Below are 18,877 nucleotides of genomic sequence, written 5' to 3'. Positions count from 1 at the left end.
CTCCTAATCTTGGTTGTTGTGCGAGCGTGCGCGCCTCGCGGACGGCGCGATGCCGCGGCAGGCGCTGCCGCAGGATTCGTGCCATCCGCCGTGCGGCGGGCCGCTGCCGCACGGGCGAGGGGGCGCGCGCGGCGGCCGGGTGCCGGCTGCGTCCGATTCTACAGAAAACGTCTCTTTGGCTAGACGAATGCGCCGCCCGGTGCTCGTCGTTTCGTGGTTTGGTCTTTATTGACAAGCGCTTGCCGGATGTCTCCCGCGTGAGATAATTCGTCTCGTTTTGTGGACAAGAATGAAAAAGTGGAGACGAGTGCACAGATTTCGGACGGCTGGGCCGCGCTGCCCGCCGATTACGGCGATGTGCTGCGGCGCGCGGCGGCGTCGCTTTTCAAGACCTTCGAGCATTCGAGCGTCGGCACGCTGATCGTCGACAAGGACGCGCGCGTCGTCTGGATCAATCAGCGTTACGCCGCGCGCTTCGGGTTCGCCGATCCGCAGCAGGCGATCGGCCGCGATTGCGAAGCGGTCATTCCGCACAGCCTGATGCGCGAAGTGGTCGCGACCGGCCGGCCGATTCTGCTCGACATCATGGAAACCGGCCGCGAGCCGCTCATCGTCACGCGCCTGCCGCTCACGGACGACGCGGGCGAGACCGTCGGTGCGATCGGCTTCGCGCTCTTCGACGAGCTGAAGACGCTGACGCCGCTTTTCTCCCGCTACATGCAGGTCCAGCAGGAGCTGATCGCGACACAGCGCTCGCTCGCGCAGGCACGGCGTCCGAAATACACGTTCGCGAGCTTCGTCGGCACGAGCGCGCTGATTCTCGAGACGAAGCGGCAGGGGCGGCGCGCCGCGCAAGTCGATTCGCCCGTCCTGCTGCTCGGCGAGACGGGCACCGGCAAGGAGCTGCTCGCGCATGCGATTCATGCGGCGTCCGCGCGCGCGCTGAAGCCGCTCGTGACCGTGAACGTCGCGGCGATTCCCGATGCGCTGCTAGAGACCGAGTTCTTCGGCGCGGCGCCGGGCGCGTACACGGGCGCGGACCGCAAAGGCCGCGTCGGCAAGTTCGAGCTCGCCGACGGCGGCACGCTCTTTCTCGACGAAATCGGCGACATGCCGCTGCCGCTGCAGGGCAAGCTGCTGCGCGTGCTGCAGGACAAGGAGTTCGAGCCAGTCGGCTCGAACCGGATCGTGCGCGCGAACGTGCGGATCATCGCGGCGACGTCGGCCGAGCTGCCGGCGCTCGTCGCCGAAGGGCGCTTTCGCGCGGATCTCTATTACCGGCTGAACGTGCTGACGATTCACGCGCCGCCGCTGCGCGAGCGCGCGTCGGACATCGAGGCGCTCGTCTACACGATGCTCGAGGAACTCGCCGCGCAGCACGGACTCGCCGAGCACTGCGAACTGACCGACGACGCGCTGCGTCTGCTATGCGCGTATCCGTGGCCCGGCAACGTGCGCGAATTGCGCAACACGCTCGAGCGGGCGCTGATGCTGTCCGATCGCGCGTTGATCGATGCGCGCGCGCTCGCGCCGTTCATCGGGCCGGGGCGCGGCGCGGCGTCGGGCGGCGGCGCAGGCGCCGGCTTCGGGGCGGGCGCGGGTTTGGCCGCGGGTGCGGCGCCGGCGGCCGTGTCCAACGCAAGCGCTGCATCTTCTTCTTACTCGGACGCATTGGCCGCGTGGGAGCGTCAGTTCCTGACGGACGCGCTGGCCGCATGCAACGGCAAGGTGACGGAAGCGGCCGCGCGCATCGGCATCGGGCGCGCGACGTTCTACAAGAAGCTCGCGGCGCTCGGCATCGATACATAGCGGACGGTTCGCGCGACGCGCGGAACACGTGCGCTGCGAACGCGTCGGCGCTCGCACGCCGAGCGGGCGCATCCGTGTGGAGGTCGCGATGAAGCGCATCAGATTCGCCGCATCGTGCGTGGCGTTCGTCGCCGTCGTCGCGCAGGCGTTTGCGCAGGGCGGCGCGGTGCGCGTATTGCCTGCATCGCCTGCATCGTTTGCGTCGTCTGTGCCGTTTGTGCCGTCCGCACCGCTTGCGTCGCTTGCAGCGCTTGCATCGTCCGAATCGGCTGCGAAGTCGTTGCCCGCGATGTCGGCGTCGACGATTTTCGTGGCGTCGTCGCCGGCATCGTCAACGTCACCGGCATCGCCGGAATCATCGGTTTCGTCGGTGCCGGACGCATCGCCGGGATCGACCGCTTCGATCGAACGACGCAATTGGTACGACGATCCTTTTTTTGTATTGTCGAATTCGATTGCCGAATGTCCGATGCCGCTGGGTCCATTGATGACGCGTGCGCAAATGGAAGACGATGCGCATTACCGCGTCGAGCGCGGAACGACTTGCTGGCTCGCACATCGCTGCAGCAAACCGAATTCCTATTTATATGACAAGCAGATTGCCGAAGAACTGAAGCAGCGATTTCTCGCCGGCGATCCGGCTTTGGCGGGCACGAGCATCTGGATCACGATTCAGCGCCGCTTCATTTATGCCGAAGGATGCGCGCCTGCGTCGTTCGATCGCGATGCGCTGCGACGCAGGCTCGAAGCGCTGCCGGACGTCGAGCAGGTATTCATTCGGCTTACCGACGATCCGCGCGGACGTGCGCCCTACAAGACACTCGTTGCGCCTGATTGACCCTTTGCCGCGCGCGTTGGCATATACTCGCGTCGTCCAAGAAGAAAGCGGAGCGATAGGCAGATTCATGAAACAGACGGGTGCGCCAGCGCCGGGGCAATGCGGCGCGTTCTTGCGGACGGTATTTTTGATTGCTTTAATGGCGGTGCTCTCGGGCTGCGGGGGTAGCGCGCCGCTGTTTACGCCGGACGGGCGTGCGACCACGATGGTCCAGTGTCCGGAAGGCGGTCCTTGGGACACCTGCATTCAGAATGCGCGCGGCATTTGCGGCGGCGATTTCGATACGATCAAGCAATCGGTCGATAACGGCGTGCGAAACCTTCTCTTCGCATGCAAGGCTAGAAATGGCTTTTGAGCATCGCTTGCGGAATATGAAAGCAATGCAAAAAATATTCGATTGATCCTGAATAGATTCATATAATTCCCTCTATAAATAACGAGACGGAGCTTCATCCATATGGCGACCTATAGGCAACTGACCGCACAGCTCGAAAAACTTCAGCAGAAAATCGACAAGGAACGCGAAAAAGCAATCGCGGACGCCATTGCCGATATCCGGGCGAAGATCGAGGAATACGACATCACGCCCGAGGAGTTGGGGTTCAGAAGCATCAAGACCGCGGCGAAGCCGAAGCGCCAGCTGCCGCCGAAATACCTCAATCCGAAGACGGGCGAGACCTGGAGCGGCCGTGGCCGTGCGCCGGCGTGGCTCGGCAAGAACCGCAACCGTTTCCTGATCAAGGACTGATCCCGAAAAACCTCACCTTTGGCGCCTTGAACGACGGTGCGAACGGCAAGCCTGCCATTCGCACCGTTTTGTTTTGGCCCAACGGCTGCTTGTTTCACGGCAGCCACGCGATGTCGTGCCGCACATGGTTGCACGCTGATTCGGCGATAAAACCCGTGGGTTTGGACGGATATTGCGTCATTTCACAATCGAAGCGAATTTTCCGATTCGTTGAAATTGTTTCACACCGCATCGCGCATATGGGACGGCGTTCGCGAATTTCCCGTTTTGATTCGAGATTTCGGCGCGACTCGACGACCTATCCCGAACATCCTCACCATGACTCCCGAAAACGCTCACCTTTGACGGGCGAAGCGAGCCTCGTATTCGTCGCGGCGGGGCATACCTTTCGAGACTCGGTTCGGAAGCCGGGCACGCGCTTAGATCGCGATGCCAAAGACGCGATGACGTGTCGATGATGCGATTCCTCGGTCCTGATTCGCCGAACGGTATGCCGGAATGGACATCGCATTCGAACCGCGAATGTGTGCGGACGGCATTTTTGAGACGGGCTTCTCATCCGATTGACGATTGGTTTGAGTCGCACGGCGGCCGGCGAGAATGGAATGCGTTCGTTGTTTTCGCGAGATATATTTCTTAACGGCTTGTAATGTTTGCCGGTGTGCATGCGCATTCGCGTTCGTCGTGAAGCGCCGGCGCCGGCACCGCTACATTGCGAGCGACATGTCGCTTGCGGGACCTCGATCGCAGGCCCGTTCGACGAAGCGCCATGCGCAATGGCCGTTGCGCCCGCATTCGAACGCAATCGTGCGATGGAGCCGCGCAATGAACGCGATTTCGGTCGCATGCCGGACTTCGTCGCTCGACCGATTCCGCAGTGAGGCCGCACACCGCACGAAAGTTGGCCGCTATTGAGCAATGCATCGAATTCGTTGAATCGGGGCGCGCGATGCTTCATCCGGCTGGATCGGATTTTCGAGACGATCGTTTCAACACGAATCAGCATGTCTTTTAAAGCCGTGTGGCGAGACATGTCTGCGCGTGCAATCAAATGCGGACGAACGGGCCGTTTCGGGATTGCGCGTCTTCTGTAATCGATTCCGGGGAATGGGCGCTCGTTCGGGCGGACCGTGGCCGGCCGTGTGTCGGGCAGCGGTATCGCGAGCCGCGCCGCCGAGGCAGGCGAATTTCGCGCCGCGCGCCGTTGGTCCGCATCGCCGCGTTCGCGGCAAAGCCGGCGGGCAGCTTCGTCGAAGACGGGTAGCGCCGCCGCCGATTGCGTGGCTTGCTCGATCCATCCTTGCATGTTGTCCTGCTCCATTTCAAAAGGCCGGTATCTCCGTTCCGTGTTTCCGGCGGAGATGGGGCTGCGTCGGCGACCGGCAGGGAGGTGTCGATGTCGATGATGCCGACGCTTGCGCGAATCGGCGACTCGGCCGAACGGCATATAGGCGACGTGTGGCGCTTCGCCTATCCTATGGGCTCACAGGTTCGGTTCGGCCCGGCCGCGCCGTCGAGTGCCGTCATTCAACCTTTCAACGGAGTTGCCGTGACCGTTCGCAATCTCGATGCGTTGTTCCAGCCGACTTCCGTCGCCGTTGTCGGCGCGTCGCCGCGTCCGGGCAGCGTCGGCGCGATGGTCTGGGCGTGCGTGCTCGACGGCCGGTTCGGCGGTGCGATCTGGCCCGTCAATCCGAAGTACGGCGAACTGAACGGGCACAAGGTTTATCCATATGTCGATCAACTGCCGAGCGCACCGTCGATCGCGATCGTCTGCACGCCGCCCGCGACATGGCCCGGCATCGTGCGCAAGCTCGGCGGCTTGGGCGTTCGCGCGGCGATCATCGTCGGCGCGGCCCGATCGAGCGCCGATCGGGCCGCGCTCGAACGGGCGCTCGCCGCGGCGAAGCCTCATTTGCTGCGGATCATCGGGCCGGGCAGCCTGGGTGTCGTTTCGCCCGCGCTGAACGCGCACTTCGGCGCGCCGGCATGCATCGTGAAGGCGGGCGGGGTCGCGTGGGTGTCGCAGTCGAATGCGCTGACGAACGCGGTGCTCGGCTGGGCGCATGCGCGCGGGCTCGGTTTCTCTCATGCGATCGCGCTCGGCGGCGAGGCGGACGTCGACGCGGCCGACGTACTCGACTACCTCGCGAGCGACGCCGCGACACGCGCGATTCTGCTCGAGCTCGACACGGTGAAGTCGGCGCGCAAGTTCATGTCAGCGGCGCGCGCGGCGGCGCGCAACAAGCCCGTGCTCGCATTGCGCACCGGCCGTGGCGATTCGGGCGATCTGCTTCATACGGCCGCGTTTCAGCGCGCCGGGATGGTGCGCGTCGACGCGCTCGACGATCTCCTCGACGAAATCGAGACGCTCGGCGTCGGCAGGGCCGCGGCGAGCGGCGCGGCGACGCTCGTGACGAGCGACAGGGGCGTTGCGAAGCTCGCCGTCGATGCGCTGGCGGCGGCCGGAGAGACGCTCGCGCAATGGCCGCAGGCCGCCGTCGACGAAGTCGGCGGCGCGCTGCCCGCCGGCATCGACGCGGGCAATCCGCTGCTGCTCGGCGACGATGCGCGTCCCGAATATTTCGGCGCGGCGCTGAAGGCGCTCGCGCAGCACCCGCAGACGGGCACCTTGTTCGTGGTGCACGCAACGTCGCATAGCGCGCCTGCCGACGACGTCGCGCGCGTGCTGATCGAAGCGCGCAAGTTCGCGCGCCGCGGCATGCTTGCATGCTTCTTCGGCGGCGTCGATGCCGCGACGCGCGACGCGTTGCACGAGCACGGCATTCCGGTGCACACGACCCCGCAGCGTCTCGCGCGCGCACATGCGCGCCTCGTCGACTATCAACTGGGGCGCGAACTATTGATGCAGACGCCGGAGGGCACGCCGCCGCAGCCGACTGCGTCGGTCGCCGCTGCGCAACAGGCGGCGCGCGCGGCGCTCGCACAGGGGCGGGACGTGTTCGAGGGCGACGCGGCGCTCGGCTGGCTGGCGGGTTTCGGCGTCGAGCGTGCGAGCGAGGCGGACGTCGGCGATGCGATCGTCGACATTACGGTCGAGATGTACGACGACCAGAACTTCGGGCCGGTGTTCCGCTATTCGGTGCCGCCGGCGGACGGCATCTCCGCGCCGTTTGTCGTCTACGGACTGCCGCCTTTCAACACTGTGCTTGCGCGAGCGGTCGTCGCGCGTTCGCCGTATGCGCGCCGCGCCCCGCCCGAGCCGTTGTTGCATGCGCTGACCGCGCTTTCTCAGGCGGTGTGCGAGGTGCGCGAGGTCGTCCAGATGTCGCTCGTGCTGCGCGTGAAATCCGAGCGCGTCATCGCGGTGAGGCCGTGCATCAGGCTCGCGACGGGACGCAGCCGGCTTGCGATCGTGCCGTATCCCCGTTACCTGGAGCAGAGAATCGACTGGCACGGAGAGCCCATCACGGTGCGTCCGATTCGCCCCGAGGACGAGGCAGCGCATCGCGAGTTGCTGAGTGCGATGACGCCGGACGATTTGCGGATGCGCTTCTTCGGCGCGGTTCGCAACTTCGATCACTCGCAGATCGCGCGGATGACGCAGATCGATTATGACCGCGAGATGGCGTTGATCGCGACGGTCAACGACGCCGACGGCCGCGCGCATACGCTCGGCGCGGTGCGCGCCGTGACCGATCCGGACAACGAAGCGACCGAGTTTGCGATCGCGGTGCGGCCCGATCAGAAGGGCAAGGGGCTTGGGCGGCTGCTGATGGCGCGCATCATCGAATATGCGCGTTCGCGCGGAACGGCCTGGATGATCGGCGAAGCGTTGCGCGAGAACACGGCGATGATCACGCTCGCGAAAAATAGCGGCTTCGCGGTGTCGGCGACGGAAGAGCCGGGAGTGGTCGGGTTCAGGTTGAAACTGCAGCCGTGAGCCCGGCGGCGTGGCATTCGGCGTCGTGCGCGTGCGTTCGGATGAGGGGTTAAGTAGTCGCTGCCGGATGTCGTCGATGTGGCCGAAGTTTTGAAATCCGATGCTTGAGGCGCGGACGGTGCTTCGGGCGTTGCCGATATTTTCCAAGCCGTCGACATTGCTGATTGCAGACCGCGGCCGACGATTTCAGCGTCCCGGTTGCCATTGCCGCCAACGGCGCCACCGGCGCCACCGGCGCCACCGACGCCACCGACGCCAACAACGCCAACAACGCCAACAACGCCAACAACGCCAACAACGCCAACAACGCCAACAACGCCAACAACGCCAACAACGCCAACAACGCCAACCGCCGGCGGTGAGACTTTACGGGACGCACCTTCAGAAGGCAGGTGAGATTTTTCGGGAGACGAACCGACCGACGCGAAACGCGGCGCGAACGGCTCGTCATCGACCACATCGGGCTGGGCGGCGACACATCGGCGGGCACGCACGAACGCGCGTCCGTCGATCCGTCGCGCCCGAGCGCGAGTGAACGCGCTTGCCGGACGGGATCAGGCCGCGAGCTTCGTCGCGGCCTCATCCACCTGCATGCGCGAGACCGAGAGCTCTTCGAGCAGCGCTTCCGAGTAGACGGCGCCCGTCTCGCGTTCGAGGCGCGCGACCGTCAGCGCGCAGCGCGCGCTGTCCTTCGGCATCGCGATGAAGCGCTTGATCGATTCGCCCGCCTTGAATGCGTCGAAGAGCGGCAGCCGCACGTCGTCGGGCAGCGTCTTCGTCCATTGATACGGCTTGCCGTTGAACGTGAGCGACGGCGGCAGCGAGCGCTCCTTCTTGCCCGCCGCGATCAGGCCGTAGGTGCGCGCGGCTTCGCCGATCTGCTCGGGAGAGAAGAGCTCGTCGGGCGTGATGTCGAATTGCGCGATGTGGTCTTCGATTGCCTGCATCGCGGCCGCGCGATCGTCGCGCTTCTTCTGCGCGCGCGCGACGATGTCGCGCAGTTCGTCGGCCTCTTCGGGCGTGATCGTGAAGCTTGCCTGCTTCTGCTGAAGTTCGGAGAAACGTTGGAATTCGAGATCGGTCAGAAGTTTGGCCATGACATCCATGAGTCGCCCGCCGTCGGCGAAGACGGCGGCAGCGTTTTGAAGGGGGCGCTATTTTAGCGTAGCGCCGCGCGGGTGGCGGAATCGTGTGCGCGGCTCGCGCGCTGTGCGACGCGCCGCGTGTGCATCATGCGTGCGCCGCGTGTGCGTCATGCGGTGCGTGCGAGCAGCCGCTCCACTTCGCGCGCGATCGCGAGCAAACGGCGGTCGTTGCCGGCCGGGCCTTCGAGCATCAGCCCGACCGGCATGCCGGTATGCTTCGACAGGCCTGCGGGAATCGACACCGACGGCACGCCGCCGAGCGTCGCCGGCCCCGTCTGACGAATAACGCGTGCAAAAAGCGCGTGCGCGGCGTCGGGCGGAAGATCGTGGCCGCTGTCGGCGACGAGCGGCGCTTCGCATTGAACGGTCGGCAGCACGATGCAATCGACGCCCGTCCGATGGAACGCCTGGTCATACCATCGCACGATGCTCTGCAGCACGCGGATCGCGGCCGCGTACGCATCGCTCGACGGCGGCGCGTCGATCAGCGCTCGGAAGATGTGCCGCACGTCGTCGCTGCCGAGCCGGGCGACGAACTCCGTGAACGGCTGATCGAGCCGCTCGGCGCTGAAGCGTTGCCAGTACGCGAGCGCCTCGAAACCGGCGATCGGGAAGCCGCACGCTTCGTCCGCCTCGTACAGCGCGCGGGCGGCGAGCGGGATGAGCCGCGCGCCCGCACCCGTGAGCGCGGCGAGCGCGCGCTCGGTCAGTTCGGCGACGGCCGGATCGAGCCCGTCGAAGTATGGCGCGTCCGGCACGCCGATCGTCAAACCGGCGAGCGCGAGCGGCGCGGGCTCGGACGCGTCGCGCGTCAGCACCGCGTCGAGCAGCAGCAGATCGTCGACGCTATGCGCGATCGGGCCGACCGTATCGCGCGTCGGCGACAGCGCGAGCACGCCTTCCGTCGAATAGCGGCGCGGCGTCGGCCGCAGCCCGGCGACGCCGCAGAACGCCGCCGGAATCCGCACCGAGCCGCCCGTGTCGGTGCCGAGGCCGAACGGAATGCCCGCCGCGACGGCGGACGCCGTGCCCCCGCTCGAGCCGCCCGCGATGCGCGCCGGATCGTGCGGATTGCGCACCGCGCCGAAATGGCCGTTCGCGCTCGTGATGCCGAACGCGAGCTCGTGCATGTTCGCCTTGCCGATCGGCACGGCGCCCGCGTCGAGCAACTGCTGGACGGCCGTCGCGTTGTGCGCCGCGCGCAAGCCGAGCAGCGCGGGGCTTGCCGCGTGCGTCGGCATGTCGGCGGTGAAGATGTTGGCCTTGATGACGAACGGCACGCCCGCGAGCGGCAACTTGCGACCGCTCGCGATCTGCGCGTCGACGTTCGCGGCGGCCTCGCGCGCGATGTCCGGCGCGACGTGCGTCATCGCGCGGAGCGGCTCGATGAGCGCGAGGCGTTCGAGTGCGGCCTCGGCGTGCCGGATCGCGGGCGTGCGCCCGCTGTTCACGGCGTCCGCGACGTCCCGCACGCTGGCGGGCCGGGCGAAGGTTTCTCGGTGTGACGACATGGGCCTGTCTCCTTGTGCTGCGCGCCGGCGGACGCGGCGCGCGTTTTCGGCTGGATCGGAACGGCGAGGCCCAGATGATTTCACATTTGCTTCGGACGGATGCCGAGTGGGCGTCAGGCGGCCGTCTCCTTCCACATCGACAGATGCCTGGCGGTTGCGCGCAGCTGCGCGGCGACGTCGTCGATCGGCGGCGCGACGTATGCGTCGATCCGGCGGATGTACGGACACGTGAGCGTGGCGATCGCATGGCCCGAGGGCCCGAGCACCGGATACGCGATGTCGGTGACGCCGAACGCCTGGCGGCTTCCCTGCAGCAGCCGCCCGGTCGCGCGAATCTCGCGCAGCAGCGCGTCGAATTCGCCCATGTCGAGCGCGGTCTCGCCTTCCACCTTCGTATGCTCGGCGAGCATTTGCGCGCGCTGCTCCGGCGTCTGGAACGCGAGCATCACGGGGCCAGACGCGGTGTCGACGAGCCCGATGCGCGAGCCGAGCCGCACCGAAATGCCCCATCCGCCCGGCCCGTCGACCTGCGCGATCACGAGCAGGTTGCCGCGGTCGTAGACGGACAGGTGGCACGACTGCTCGGCGGCATCGGCGAAGCGCTGCATCGGCGGCAACGCCTCGGCGATCAGCCGCTTGAGCGGCGGATGGCGATGCGCGAGCGTATAAACCTTGAGGCTCAGCGTGTAGCGGTCGCCGCCCGGCGAGCGGATCACGTACTGGCGCGCGACGAGCCGCTCGAGCATCCGGTAGATCTCGCTCGCGTTGCGGCCGAGCTCCTTCGTGATCTCGGTGCGCGTGAGGCCTTCCTTCTGTTCGGCGAGCAGTTCGAGGATGTCGAGCCCCTTGTCGAGCGCAGGGGCGCGATAGCGTTCGATTTCCTCGCAATCCTGCGTCTCTTCCGCGGCGTCGGCGGGCTGGTCTTTCCTGGGTTTCATCGGTGAGTCGATCTGGTGGAACGCGACGCATCGATCGCCGGCGCGGCGCCTGCTTCGCGGCCGCGCGCATGCATCGATGGATCATTGATTTGTCTGTAAATTAAGTAACTGCTCCAACGGCAATGATAATCAACGGATGCGAAATCAACGCTAACTTTGCCGACAATTGTTGAATAAGAGTATCGGTGTTGCGTCGATGGAGTCAAAGTATGCGTCGGGCTGCTCGGCAAGAATCGGCGTGGGGCGGGAGCCCGGCGCGAACTCGGCGCGAAACCGGCGCCGGGAACGCGCACCGGTGCGAACGTTGGCGCGGGGATGCGCGCGGCAGGCCCGCGCGGCGGGCCTTCGGCGGCGATGACGAACGGCGTCGGGCGCCGTCGCCGACGGTGATCCCGCACGTCGCCAGCGTCTGCTCCAATAGTCGTTATCCGCGATGCAACGTCTCACCGTGTGCGACGGGTGGTACAAATTCCGCAACGGGCTCACGCACGGCGCCGTCGCGCCGGCCGCATCGCGCTCGCTGGGTTCCCGTCCGTCCAGAACTGAAGAGGTCGCCTGCCATGAAACTGCTTCGTTACGGCCCCGTGGGCCAGGAAAAGCCCGGTCTGCTCGATGCCGACGGCCGCATTCGCGATCTGTCGCCGCTGATCGGCGACGTCGCGGGCGACGCGCTGTCGGACGCGAGTCTCGCGCGGCTTGCCGCCGCCGATCCCGCGTCGCTGCCGCTCGTTCCCGGCGAGCCGCGGATCGGCGCGTGCGTCGGCCGGATCGGCAAGTTCGTCTGCATCGGCCTGAACTACGCGGACCACGCGGCGGAAGCGGGCCTCGCGGTGCCGGCCGAGCCCGTCGTGTTCGGCAAGTGGACGAGCGCCGTGTGTGGCCCGCACGACGGCATCGAGATTCCGCGCGGTTCGGTGAAGACCGATTGGGAAGTCGAGCTCGGCGTGGTGATCGGCCGCGCGTGCAAGAACGTCGACGAGGCGGACGCGTTGTCGCACGTCGCCGGCTATTGCGTCGTCAACGATGTGTCCGAGCGCGAATGGCAGATCGAGCGCGGCGGTCAGTGGGACAAGGGCAAGGGCTTCGACACGTTCGGGCCGATCGGCCCGTGGCTCGTCACGCGCGACGAAATCGCCGATCCGCAGGCGCTCGATCTGTGGCTCGACGTGGACGGCCGGCGCTATCAGAACGGCAACACGCGCACGATGGTGTTCGCGGTCGCGCAGCTGATCGCGTACCTGTCGCGCTGCATGAGCCTGCAGCCCGGGGACGTGATCTCGACCGGCACGCCGCCCGGCGTCGGAATGGGCGTGAAGCCGTCGCCCGTCTATCTGAAGCCGGGGCAGACGGTGCGCTGCGGTGTCGCGGGGCTCGGCGAGCAGTTGCAGACGACGCGCGCGGCGGTGTGACGCCGCTGAGTGTCGGCGCGCGGCGGGCGATAAGCCGGTAGCGGAAGGGCGGCCGTCGGGCCGCCGCGGCGTGCGGTGGCGCCGCAGGCCGTGATGGAATGGCCGAAGCGCAATGTGCGTGAGCGATCGACATTCCACTTCATCGCGCGGCGGAATGTGATGAACGGTTGCATGCTCACGTGCCGTTTCCGCGGGCTGACCGGCAAGTCGCCGCCTCGGTGGCTTCAGACCGCGTATACCACGCAGACCGCGCGTGTGAGGCGCGCGCAGCAATGGCCGGAGACGACGGCGCTATCGGCCGCCGAGCAGATCGCGACCGAGGCGGGATTCGGCTCGGCGAACGCGTTGCGCGAGCGCTTCGGGCGGATCGTCGGCGCGACGCCGAGGCGAAACCGGCAGGCGTTCACGACGCAGGCCGCTGCTAGTTGACGGCGAAGCGGCGAGGAGGGTGGTGGCGCGGAAACGGGCGCGCGCCGGTAGTGTGCGTCGCGCGGCTTCGCCCGTCACTTCGAGCGTCGGCTGGCGTATCGTGTCGAACCGACGAGCCGACGAGCCGACGAGCCGACGAGCCGACGAGCCGACGAGCCGACGGACCGACGAGCCGATGAACCGGCGCACCGACGGACCGACGCACCGACGCACCGATGCACCGAAGAACTGAAGAACTGGCGGAATAGAGGGACACCGCAACACCGCAACACCGCAACACCGAAACACCGAAACACCGACGCGTCGACCACTGCCGCTGCGCCTTGCGCCGCGAATCGAACGCGCGGACGTTCGATTCGCGTCGTCGTCGTTCACACTTTCGCGAGCGCCTGATCGAGATCGGCGAGCAGATCGTCGATATGTTCGATGCCGATCGACAGCCGCACCGTCTCTTCCTTCACGCCCGCCTTCGCGAGCTCTTCCGGCGACAACTGGCGGTGCGTCGTCGAAGCGGGATGCGTCGCGAGCGACTTCGCGTCGCCGATGTTGACGAGCCGCGTGAAGAGCTGCAGCGCGTCCTGGAACGCGGCGCCCGCGGCGCGCCCGCCCTTCACGCCGAACGTGAGGATGCCCGGCGCGCGGCCCGACAGATAGCGGCCGACGAGCGCGTGATCCGGATGGTTCGGCAGCCCGGAATAGTCGACCCATTCGACCTTCTCGTGCCGAGCGAGATGCTGCGCGATCTTCAGCGCGTTGTCGCTGATGCGGTCGATGCGCAGCGCGAGCGTCTCGATGCCTTGCAGGATCTGGAACGCGTTGAACGGCGAGATCGCCGCGCCGGTGTTGCGCAGCGGGACCACGCGCGCGCGGCCGATGTACGCGGCCTCGCCGAACGCTTCGGTGTAGACGACGCCGTGATAGCTGACGTCCGGCTCGTTCAGCCGCTTGAAACGGTCCGCGTGCGTCGCCCACGGGAACTTGCCCGAATCGACGATCGCGCCGCCGAGGCTCGTGCCGTGTCCGCCGAGATACTTCGTCAGCGAATGCACGACGATGTCCGCGCCGTGCTCGAACGGGCGCAGCAGATAAGGCGTCGGCACCGTGTTGTCGACGATGAGCGGCAGCCCGTGGCGATGCGCGACGTCGGCGAGCGCGGCGATGTCGGTGATGTTGCCGAGCGGATTGCCGACGGATTCCGCGAAGATCGCCTTCGTGCGTGAATCGATCAGCGCCTCGAATGCGGCGGGGTTGCGCGGATCGGCGAAGCGCGTCGTGATCCCGTACTGCGGCAGCGTGTGCGCGAACAGGTTGTAGGTGCCGCCGTACAGCGTGCTCGACGAGACGACGTTGTCGCCCGCTTCGGCGATCGTCAGGATCGAATAGGTGACGGCCGCCTGCCCCGACGCGAGCGCGAGTGCGCCGACGCCGCCTTCGAGCGCCGCGACGCGCTGCTCGAGCACGTCGTTGGTCGGATTCATGATCCGCGAATAGATGTTGCCCTGAACCTTCAGATCGAACAGGTCCGCGCCGTGCTGCGTGTCGTCGAACGCGAACGCGACCGTCTGGTAGATCGGCACCGCGGCGGCGCGCGTCGTCGGATCGGGGCGATAGCCGCCGTGCACGGCGATGGTTTCGAGGCGCCAGTCGGCGGATGCGGGTTCGGTCATGATGGGTCTCCGGTCGGCCTGTTTTCGTGAAGGTGTCGGCCGATTATAGGAGCCGCGGTTGCGCGCTTTTAGCTTGTTTGGTGACAAGCTTATGCGCGGGCGGGAGAAATGCCGCGGGCGGCGTGCGATGCGGAGCGCAATGCCGCGCGGAAGGCGGACGGAAGGCGGGCGATGGATGGCGCGCCGGGCGCGAACGTGCCGGATGTGCGCTTTTGCCGCTGGATGGTTCGCCGGTTCGCGTGCGCGCTCGTTCTTCCGCTGCGCGCACGTGCCCGCGTCGCGCGCGAGCGTCAGCCGTCGACGTTCGCCGCGAAATTCAATTCGACGCCGTTGCCCGCCGGATCGTCGAAGAACAGCTGATGCTGGCGCGTGAGCGGCACGTCGGCGCTCGAAAACCGGATGCCGAACCGCTGCAGGCGCGCGATCGTTTCCGGCAGATCGCTGCACGCGAACGCGACATGATCGAACGTGTTCGTGACGTTCGGCGCGCGCGATTCGCCGGGGCTCGCTTCAGACAGATGCAGCACGGCCTGCGCGCCGGCATACAGCCAATAGCCGTGGCTGCGGAACGGCGGGCGATCGCCGGGCCGCAGTCCGACGACGTCGACATAGAAGTCGCGCAGCGTATCGAGGAGCGGACGCGGCGCGCGCAGATTGTAGTGATCGAGGCCGGTGACGGACATGGCGGGCGGGCAGCTGGCTGGAGAATGGACCCGAAGCGGTCATTCTAGCGCGCGCCGGAGGGCGGCGTGACGGCGTGCGTCGAATCGGCGGACGCGCGTGCCGGCGATCGATTCGCCGCTTGCAACGCCGGCGAGGCGAGTTGCGCCGGGCGCGACGATGCTTCGAAAGATGCCGCTCGTTCGCTGGCGACGGTCGTGCATTCAAGACCGGCGACGACGTGCGGGGCATTCGGCGCGCACGCCGCATGCGTGCACGCTTGCCGGAGACGTCGGCTTCACGATGTCTCGCGCGAAGCACGGCGGCGCTTCGGCGCGCGGCCCGCACGCCGCACGCGTGATGTCGCACGATGCGCGAATGTGCAGCCGCTTCGCGGTTTTTCGTGTCTCGGCGCGAGGAACCGCATCGTTGCGATGCGGCACGCTGTCGACGGGCGGCACGCGATGCGTCGCGCCGCAAGGGCGCGGCGCGCGATCGGCGCGGCCGTATCGAAGGCACGCGGCATGCGCACTTGCGAACGCCGGCTTGCGCATGCCGATGCTTGCGCAAGCCGCTCGTGCGACTCATCGGCGATGGGCGATCGAGGCGTGCGCCGGCCGGGCGCCGACAGGCTCGGTACGGTCGGGCGACGCGACATGTCGCCGTGCGATGCGGCGTTTCAAGCGCTTCCGCTACACTGCGCCGCATCGCATCGCATCGCATCGCATCGCATCGCGTCGCGTCGTACGCACCGTATCGCGCCACGCCACGCCACGCCACGCCACATCACATCACATCGCAAAGCAAAGCAAAGCAAAGCAAAGCAAAGCAAAGCAAAGCCGCGCCGCGCCTCCCAACACCTACGCGTCCGCCCGCCCCCGCAGATGACGCGCGACCGAAGCGAGCTTTTCGCAAGTCTCCGTCCATTCGCGCTCCGGCGTCGACAGCGGAACGAGCCCCGCGCCGGCCTGCAGCCAGCAGCGCTCGCCGTCCCGATACACGGAGCGCAGCACGAGCGCCGCGTCCATCGCGCCTTCGCTGTCGACGACGAACACGCAGCCGCTGTACAGGCCGCGCAAGCGCCGTTCGTGGCGCCGGATGCTGTCGAGCGCTTCCCGCTTCGGAATGCCCGACGCCGTGACGGCGGGGAACAGCTTCTCGAACGCATGCCACGCATGGCGGCCCGCCGCGAGCCGCCCGCGCACGCGCGACGCGAGATGCTGGACGGTGCCGCGCCGGTAGACGCTCATGAATTCGCTGACGCCGAGCGAATCGGCGTCACAGACGGACGACATTTCGTCCATCGCCAGTTGCACCGATACCGCATGTTCGGCGATTTCCTTCGCGTCGCGCAGCAGTTCGCGCCGCAGGCGCGCGTCTTCGGCGTCGTCGCCCGTCAGTGCGCGCGTGCCGGCGAGCGGCTGCGTGCTGACGAAGCCGTCGGCGCTCACTTCGACGACCGTCTCGGGGCTGAAGCCGTAGGCTTCGAAAGCGCCGTCGCGAAGCAGGAACGAGCGCGCCGGCGTGTTCGTCCGGCGGCCCGCGACGTAGCTCGACACCGTGTCGAGCGATGCCGGAACCTCGACCGCGCGCGACAGGATCACCTTCTGATACGCGTCCGCCTGCATCTCGCGCACCGCGGACGCGACCTGCTCCTTGTATGCGGCGGCGTCGCGATCGTCGTCGATCGCCTCGAGACGCGCGCCGGACTCGGCGTCGCGCGCGGCGTCCTGCGTCATGACCAGCTCGGCGAGCGTCGCGAGCGCGTCGGGCTCCAGGCTGCGGATCAGCGCGCGGCCGCTCGACATCCGGATCTCGCTTTGCGGAATCGCGAGCCGCAGCAGCGGCGCGTCGCCGCGCGCGCCGGCGACGCCGTACGTCAGATGCGCGAACTCGAAATGGGCGCGGCCGTACGCGCGCCATGCGTCGATCCCGACGTCGGCGAGCGCGGTCGCGATCGCGTCGCACGGCGGCACGTTGCGCCAGCATGCGCCGTCGCTGCGGCGCACCGCGCCGTCCGGCTCGACAATCACGCTCAACGCCGAATCGATGCCGACGCTCCATTCGCCGTCACGCTCGTAGAGCGTGCAATGCCGGCTCGGCAACGCGCGCATCACGCGCGACGCGAGCTCGAGCGGCTCGCTTCGCACGCTCAGTTGCCGCTCGACGTAACGCCGCGCCGGGGCGGCGTCGCGCGCGCGGGCGAGCGCGATCAGGCGCTGCTTGTCGATCTTGCCGACCGACGTCAACGGCCAATGCGCGGCGATTTCGATCTGGTCCGGCTGCTTGAATTCGCTGAGCCCGCGCGCGCGCAGCGCCTGCTTGAGCGTGGCGGCGTCGAGCGCATCGCGCTGCGGGCGCACGAACGCGCAGATGCGCTCGCCGAGCAGCGCGTCGGGAACCGCGACGACGGCCGAATCCTGCACGCCCGGCAGCGTATTGAGCAACTGCTCGATTTCCGCGGCGGAAATTTTTTCGCCGCCGCGATTGATCTGCTCCTTGATGCGGCCTTCGACGATCAGGTTGCCGGCCGCATCGCGGCGCACGAGATCGCCGGTGCGGTAATAGCCGTCGGCCGTGAAGCTGCGCGCGTTGTGCTCCGGCGCGCGATAGTAGCCGCGGATCGTGTACGGCCCGCGCGTCAGCAGCTCGCCGATCTCGCCGGCGCCGACGTCGCGGCCGTGCGCGTCGACGATGCGGATGTCGTCGCGCGACGACAGCGGCCGCCCCTGCGTGTGCACGATCGTATCGAGCGAATCGTCGAGCCGCGTGTAGCAGAGCAGCCCTTCGGCCATGCCGAACACCTGTTGCAGACGGCAGCCGAGCACGTCGGGCAGGCGGCGCGCGAGCGGCGGATCGAGCCGCGCGCCGCCGACCTGGACGAGCCGCAGGCTCGACAGATCGCTGCGCTCCCATTCGCGCGCCTGCGCCCAGAGCTGCGCGAGCGGCGGCACGAGCGCGACGTGCGTGACCCGCTCGCGCGCGATCAGCGGCATCGCTTCGTCGCAGCTCGCCGTGTCGGACAGCACGACGGTGCCGCCGCGCGACAGCGTGCCGAGTATGCCGGGGCACGCGAGCGTGAAGTTGTGCGCGGCCGGCAGCACCGCCAGATAGACGCTCGCTTCGTCGAGCCGGCAGAGCTCGGCCGACGCGCCGAAGTTGTACGCGTAGTCCGCATGCGTGCGCGGAATCAGCTTCGGCGTGCCGGTCGTGCCGCCGGACAGGAGCAGCAGCGCGACATCGGCCGGCGCGGGCGGCGTCAACGCGCGCGGCGGCGCGTCGAGCGACGCGAGCGGCACGATGCGTTCGTCGCCGTGCCGGCCCGGCCCGCCGTCGACGACGACGCGGCGCAGTGACGGATGCGCGTCGAGCATCTCGACGGCGAGCGATCGCGCGTCGACGCCGTCGGTTTCGTCCGCGACGAAGTAGGCGGCGGGCTCGGCGATGCGGCAGAGCGCGTCGATGTCGCGCGAGCGCTGCGTCGGCATCGCGAGCACGGGCACCACGCCGAGGCGAAAGAGGGCGAAGCAGACGGTGACGAACGCGATCCCGTTCGGCAGCTGAACCATCGCGCGGTCGCCGGGGCGCAGGCCGAGCCCGTGCAGCCCGGCCGCGAGCCGATCGACGCGGCGATCGAGCGCGGCGAACGGCACGCGCTCGCCGCCCGCGACGAGCGCGGTGCGCGTCGCGTGATCGGCCGCCCAGCGGCGCAGATGCTCGCCGAGCGGCAGCGCGGCGCCGGAGTGGTCAGGGGCGGCCGCGACGGTGCGGGCCGTTTCGTTCGGATTCGGATGAAGAAGAGTTTCCATGAGCTTCTCT

The 18,877-nt window shown here is 67.6% G+C and carries 14 protein-coding genes; 8 read left to right on the top strand and 6 right to left on the bottom strand.

Annotated features, from left to right (window positions below; all coding sequences use genetic code 11):
* Positions 1-279 precede the first annotated feature (279 nt).
* The 6 genes from WT60_RS32110 (at position 280) to WT60_RS32080 (ending at position 7,661) form a co-directional block, all read left to right on the top strand.
* Positions 280-1,809, top strand: a complete 1,530-nt coding sequence (locus WT60_RS32110; protein WP_059575580.1) for a sigma 54-interacting transcriptional regulator — start codon at positions 280-282, stop codon at positions 1,807-1,809.
* A 289-nt stretch (positions 1,810-2,098) separates the two neighbouring features.
* On the top strand, positions 2,099-2,647 hold the full coding sequence (locus WT60_RS32105) for a BON domain-containing protein (protein WP_082754974.1): 549 nt from the start codon (positions 2,099-2,101) through the stop codon (positions 2,645-2,647).
* Between the two features lie 55 nt (positions 2,648-2,702).
* The gene (locus tag WT60_RS34865; RefSeq protein ID WP_231752123.1) at positions 2,703-3,002 is read left to right on the top strand and encodes a hypothetical protein; all 300 of its coding nucleotides are present in this window, start codon (positions 2,703-2,705) and stop codon (positions 3,000-3,002) included.
* A 102-nt stretch (positions 3,003-3,104) separates the two neighbouring features.
* Positions 3,105-3,395 carry an H-NS histone family protein gene (locus WT60_RS32095; RefSeq protein ID WP_038755234.1) on the top strand — a complete coding sequence of 97 codons (291 nt, stop codon included), beginning with the start codon at positions 3,105-3,107 and terminating at the stop codon, positions 3,393-3,395.
* Between the two features lie 1,549 nt (positions 3,396-4,944).
* Positions 4,945-7,299 (top strand): GNAT family N-acetyltransferase, encoded by a 2,355-nt coding sequence (locus WT60_RS32085; protein ID WP_060355241.1) that lies wholly within the window; start codon positions 4,945-4,947, stop codon positions 7,297-7,299.
* A gap of 164 nt (positions 7,300-7,463) precedes the next feature.
* Positions 7,464-7,661 carry a hypothetical protein gene (locus tag WT60_RS32080; RefSeq protein ID WP_186448636.1) on the top strand — a complete coding sequence of 66 codons (198 nt, stop codon included), beginning with the start codon at positions 7,464-7,466 and terminating at the stop codon, positions 7,659-7,661.
* A gap of 192 nt (positions 7,662-7,853) precedes the next feature.
* On the opposite strand, the gene WT60_RS32075 is transcribed toward WT60_RS32080, so the two are convergent.
* From WT60_RS32075 to WT60_RS32065, 3 genes are all read right to left on the bottom strand, one after another.
* The gene (locus WT60_RS32075) at positions 7,854-8,405 is read right to left on the bottom strand and encodes a hypothetical protein (RefSeq protein WP_038755239.1); all 552 of its coding nucleotides are present in this window, start codon (positions 8,403-8,405) and stop codon (positions 7,854-7,856) included.
* A 146-nt stretch (positions 8,406-8,551) separates the two neighbouring features.
* Positions 8,552-9,955: an indoleacetamide hydrolase gene (iaaH, locus tag WT60_RS32070; protein ID WP_059671300.1), complete on the bottom strand. Its 1,404-nt coding sequence runs from the start codon at positions 9,953-9,955 to the stop codon at positions 8,552-8,554.
* Positions 9,956-10,068: 113 nt separating this feature from the next.
* Positions 10,069-10,893, bottom strand: a complete 825-nt coding sequence (locus tag WT60_RS32065) for an IclR family transcriptional regulator (RefSeq protein ID WP_059646364.1) — start codon at positions 10,891-10,893, stop codon at positions 10,069-10,071.
* A gap of 560 nt (positions 10,894-11,453) precedes the next feature.
* Between WT60_RS32065 and WT60_RS32060 the strand changes: the two genes are divergently transcribed.
* Together WT60_RS32060 and WT60_RS32055 are read left to right on the top strand one after the other, a co-directional pair.
* Positions 11,454-12,302 (top strand): ureidoglycolate lyase, encoded by an 849-nt coding sequence (locus WT60_RS32060; RefSeq protein ID WP_060355239.1) that lies wholly within the window; start codon positions 11,454-11,456, stop codon positions 12,300-12,302.
* A gap of 171 nt (positions 12,303-12,473) precedes the next feature.
* A complete protein-coding gene (locus WT60_RS32055) occupies positions 12,474-12,731 on the top strand; it encodes an AraC family transcriptional regulator (protein WP_236860899.1) in 258 nt (85 codons plus the stop codon).
* 371 nt (positions 12,732-13,102) lie between these two features.
* Here the strand turns inward: WT60_RS32055 and WT60_RS32045 are convergent, their stop codons facing one another.
* The 3 genes from WT60_RS32045 to WT60_RS32030 all read right to left on the bottom strand — a co-directional run bounded on the left by WT60_RS32045 (position 13,103) and on the right by WT60_RS32030 (position 18,867).
* Entirely contained in the window at positions 13,103-14,398 is a 1,296-nt protein-coding gene (locus WT60_RS32045) for an aminotransferase class I/II-fold pyridoxal phosphate-dependent enzyme (protein ID WP_038755247.1), read from the bottom strand.
* A 290-nt stretch (positions 14,399-14,688) separates the two neighbouring features.
* Positions 14,689-15,081 carry a VOC family protein gene (locus tag WT60_RS32040; RefSeq protein ID WP_038755249.1) on the bottom strand — a complete coding sequence of 131 codons (393 nt, stop codon included), beginning with the start codon at positions 15,079-15,081 and terminating at the stop codon, positions 14,689-14,691.
* Positions 15,082-15,918: 837 nt separating this feature from the next.
* The gene (locus WT60_RS32030; RefSeq protein WP_059575572.1) at positions 15,919-18,867 is read right to left on the bottom strand and encodes a salicylate synthase; all 2,949 of its coding nucleotides are present in this window, start codon (positions 18,865-18,867) and stop codon (positions 15,919-15,921) included.
* Between the last annotated feature and the right edge of the window lie 10 nt (positions 18,868-18,877).

This window comes from Burkholderia sp. MSMB617WGS, from assembly GCF_001532025.2.
Taxonomy (GTDB): domain Bacteria; phylum Pseudomonadota; class Gammaproteobacteria; order Burkholderiales; family Burkholderiaceae; genus Burkholderia; species Burkholderia savannae.
This window is presented reverse-complemented; position numbering and strand designations above follow the sequence as displayed.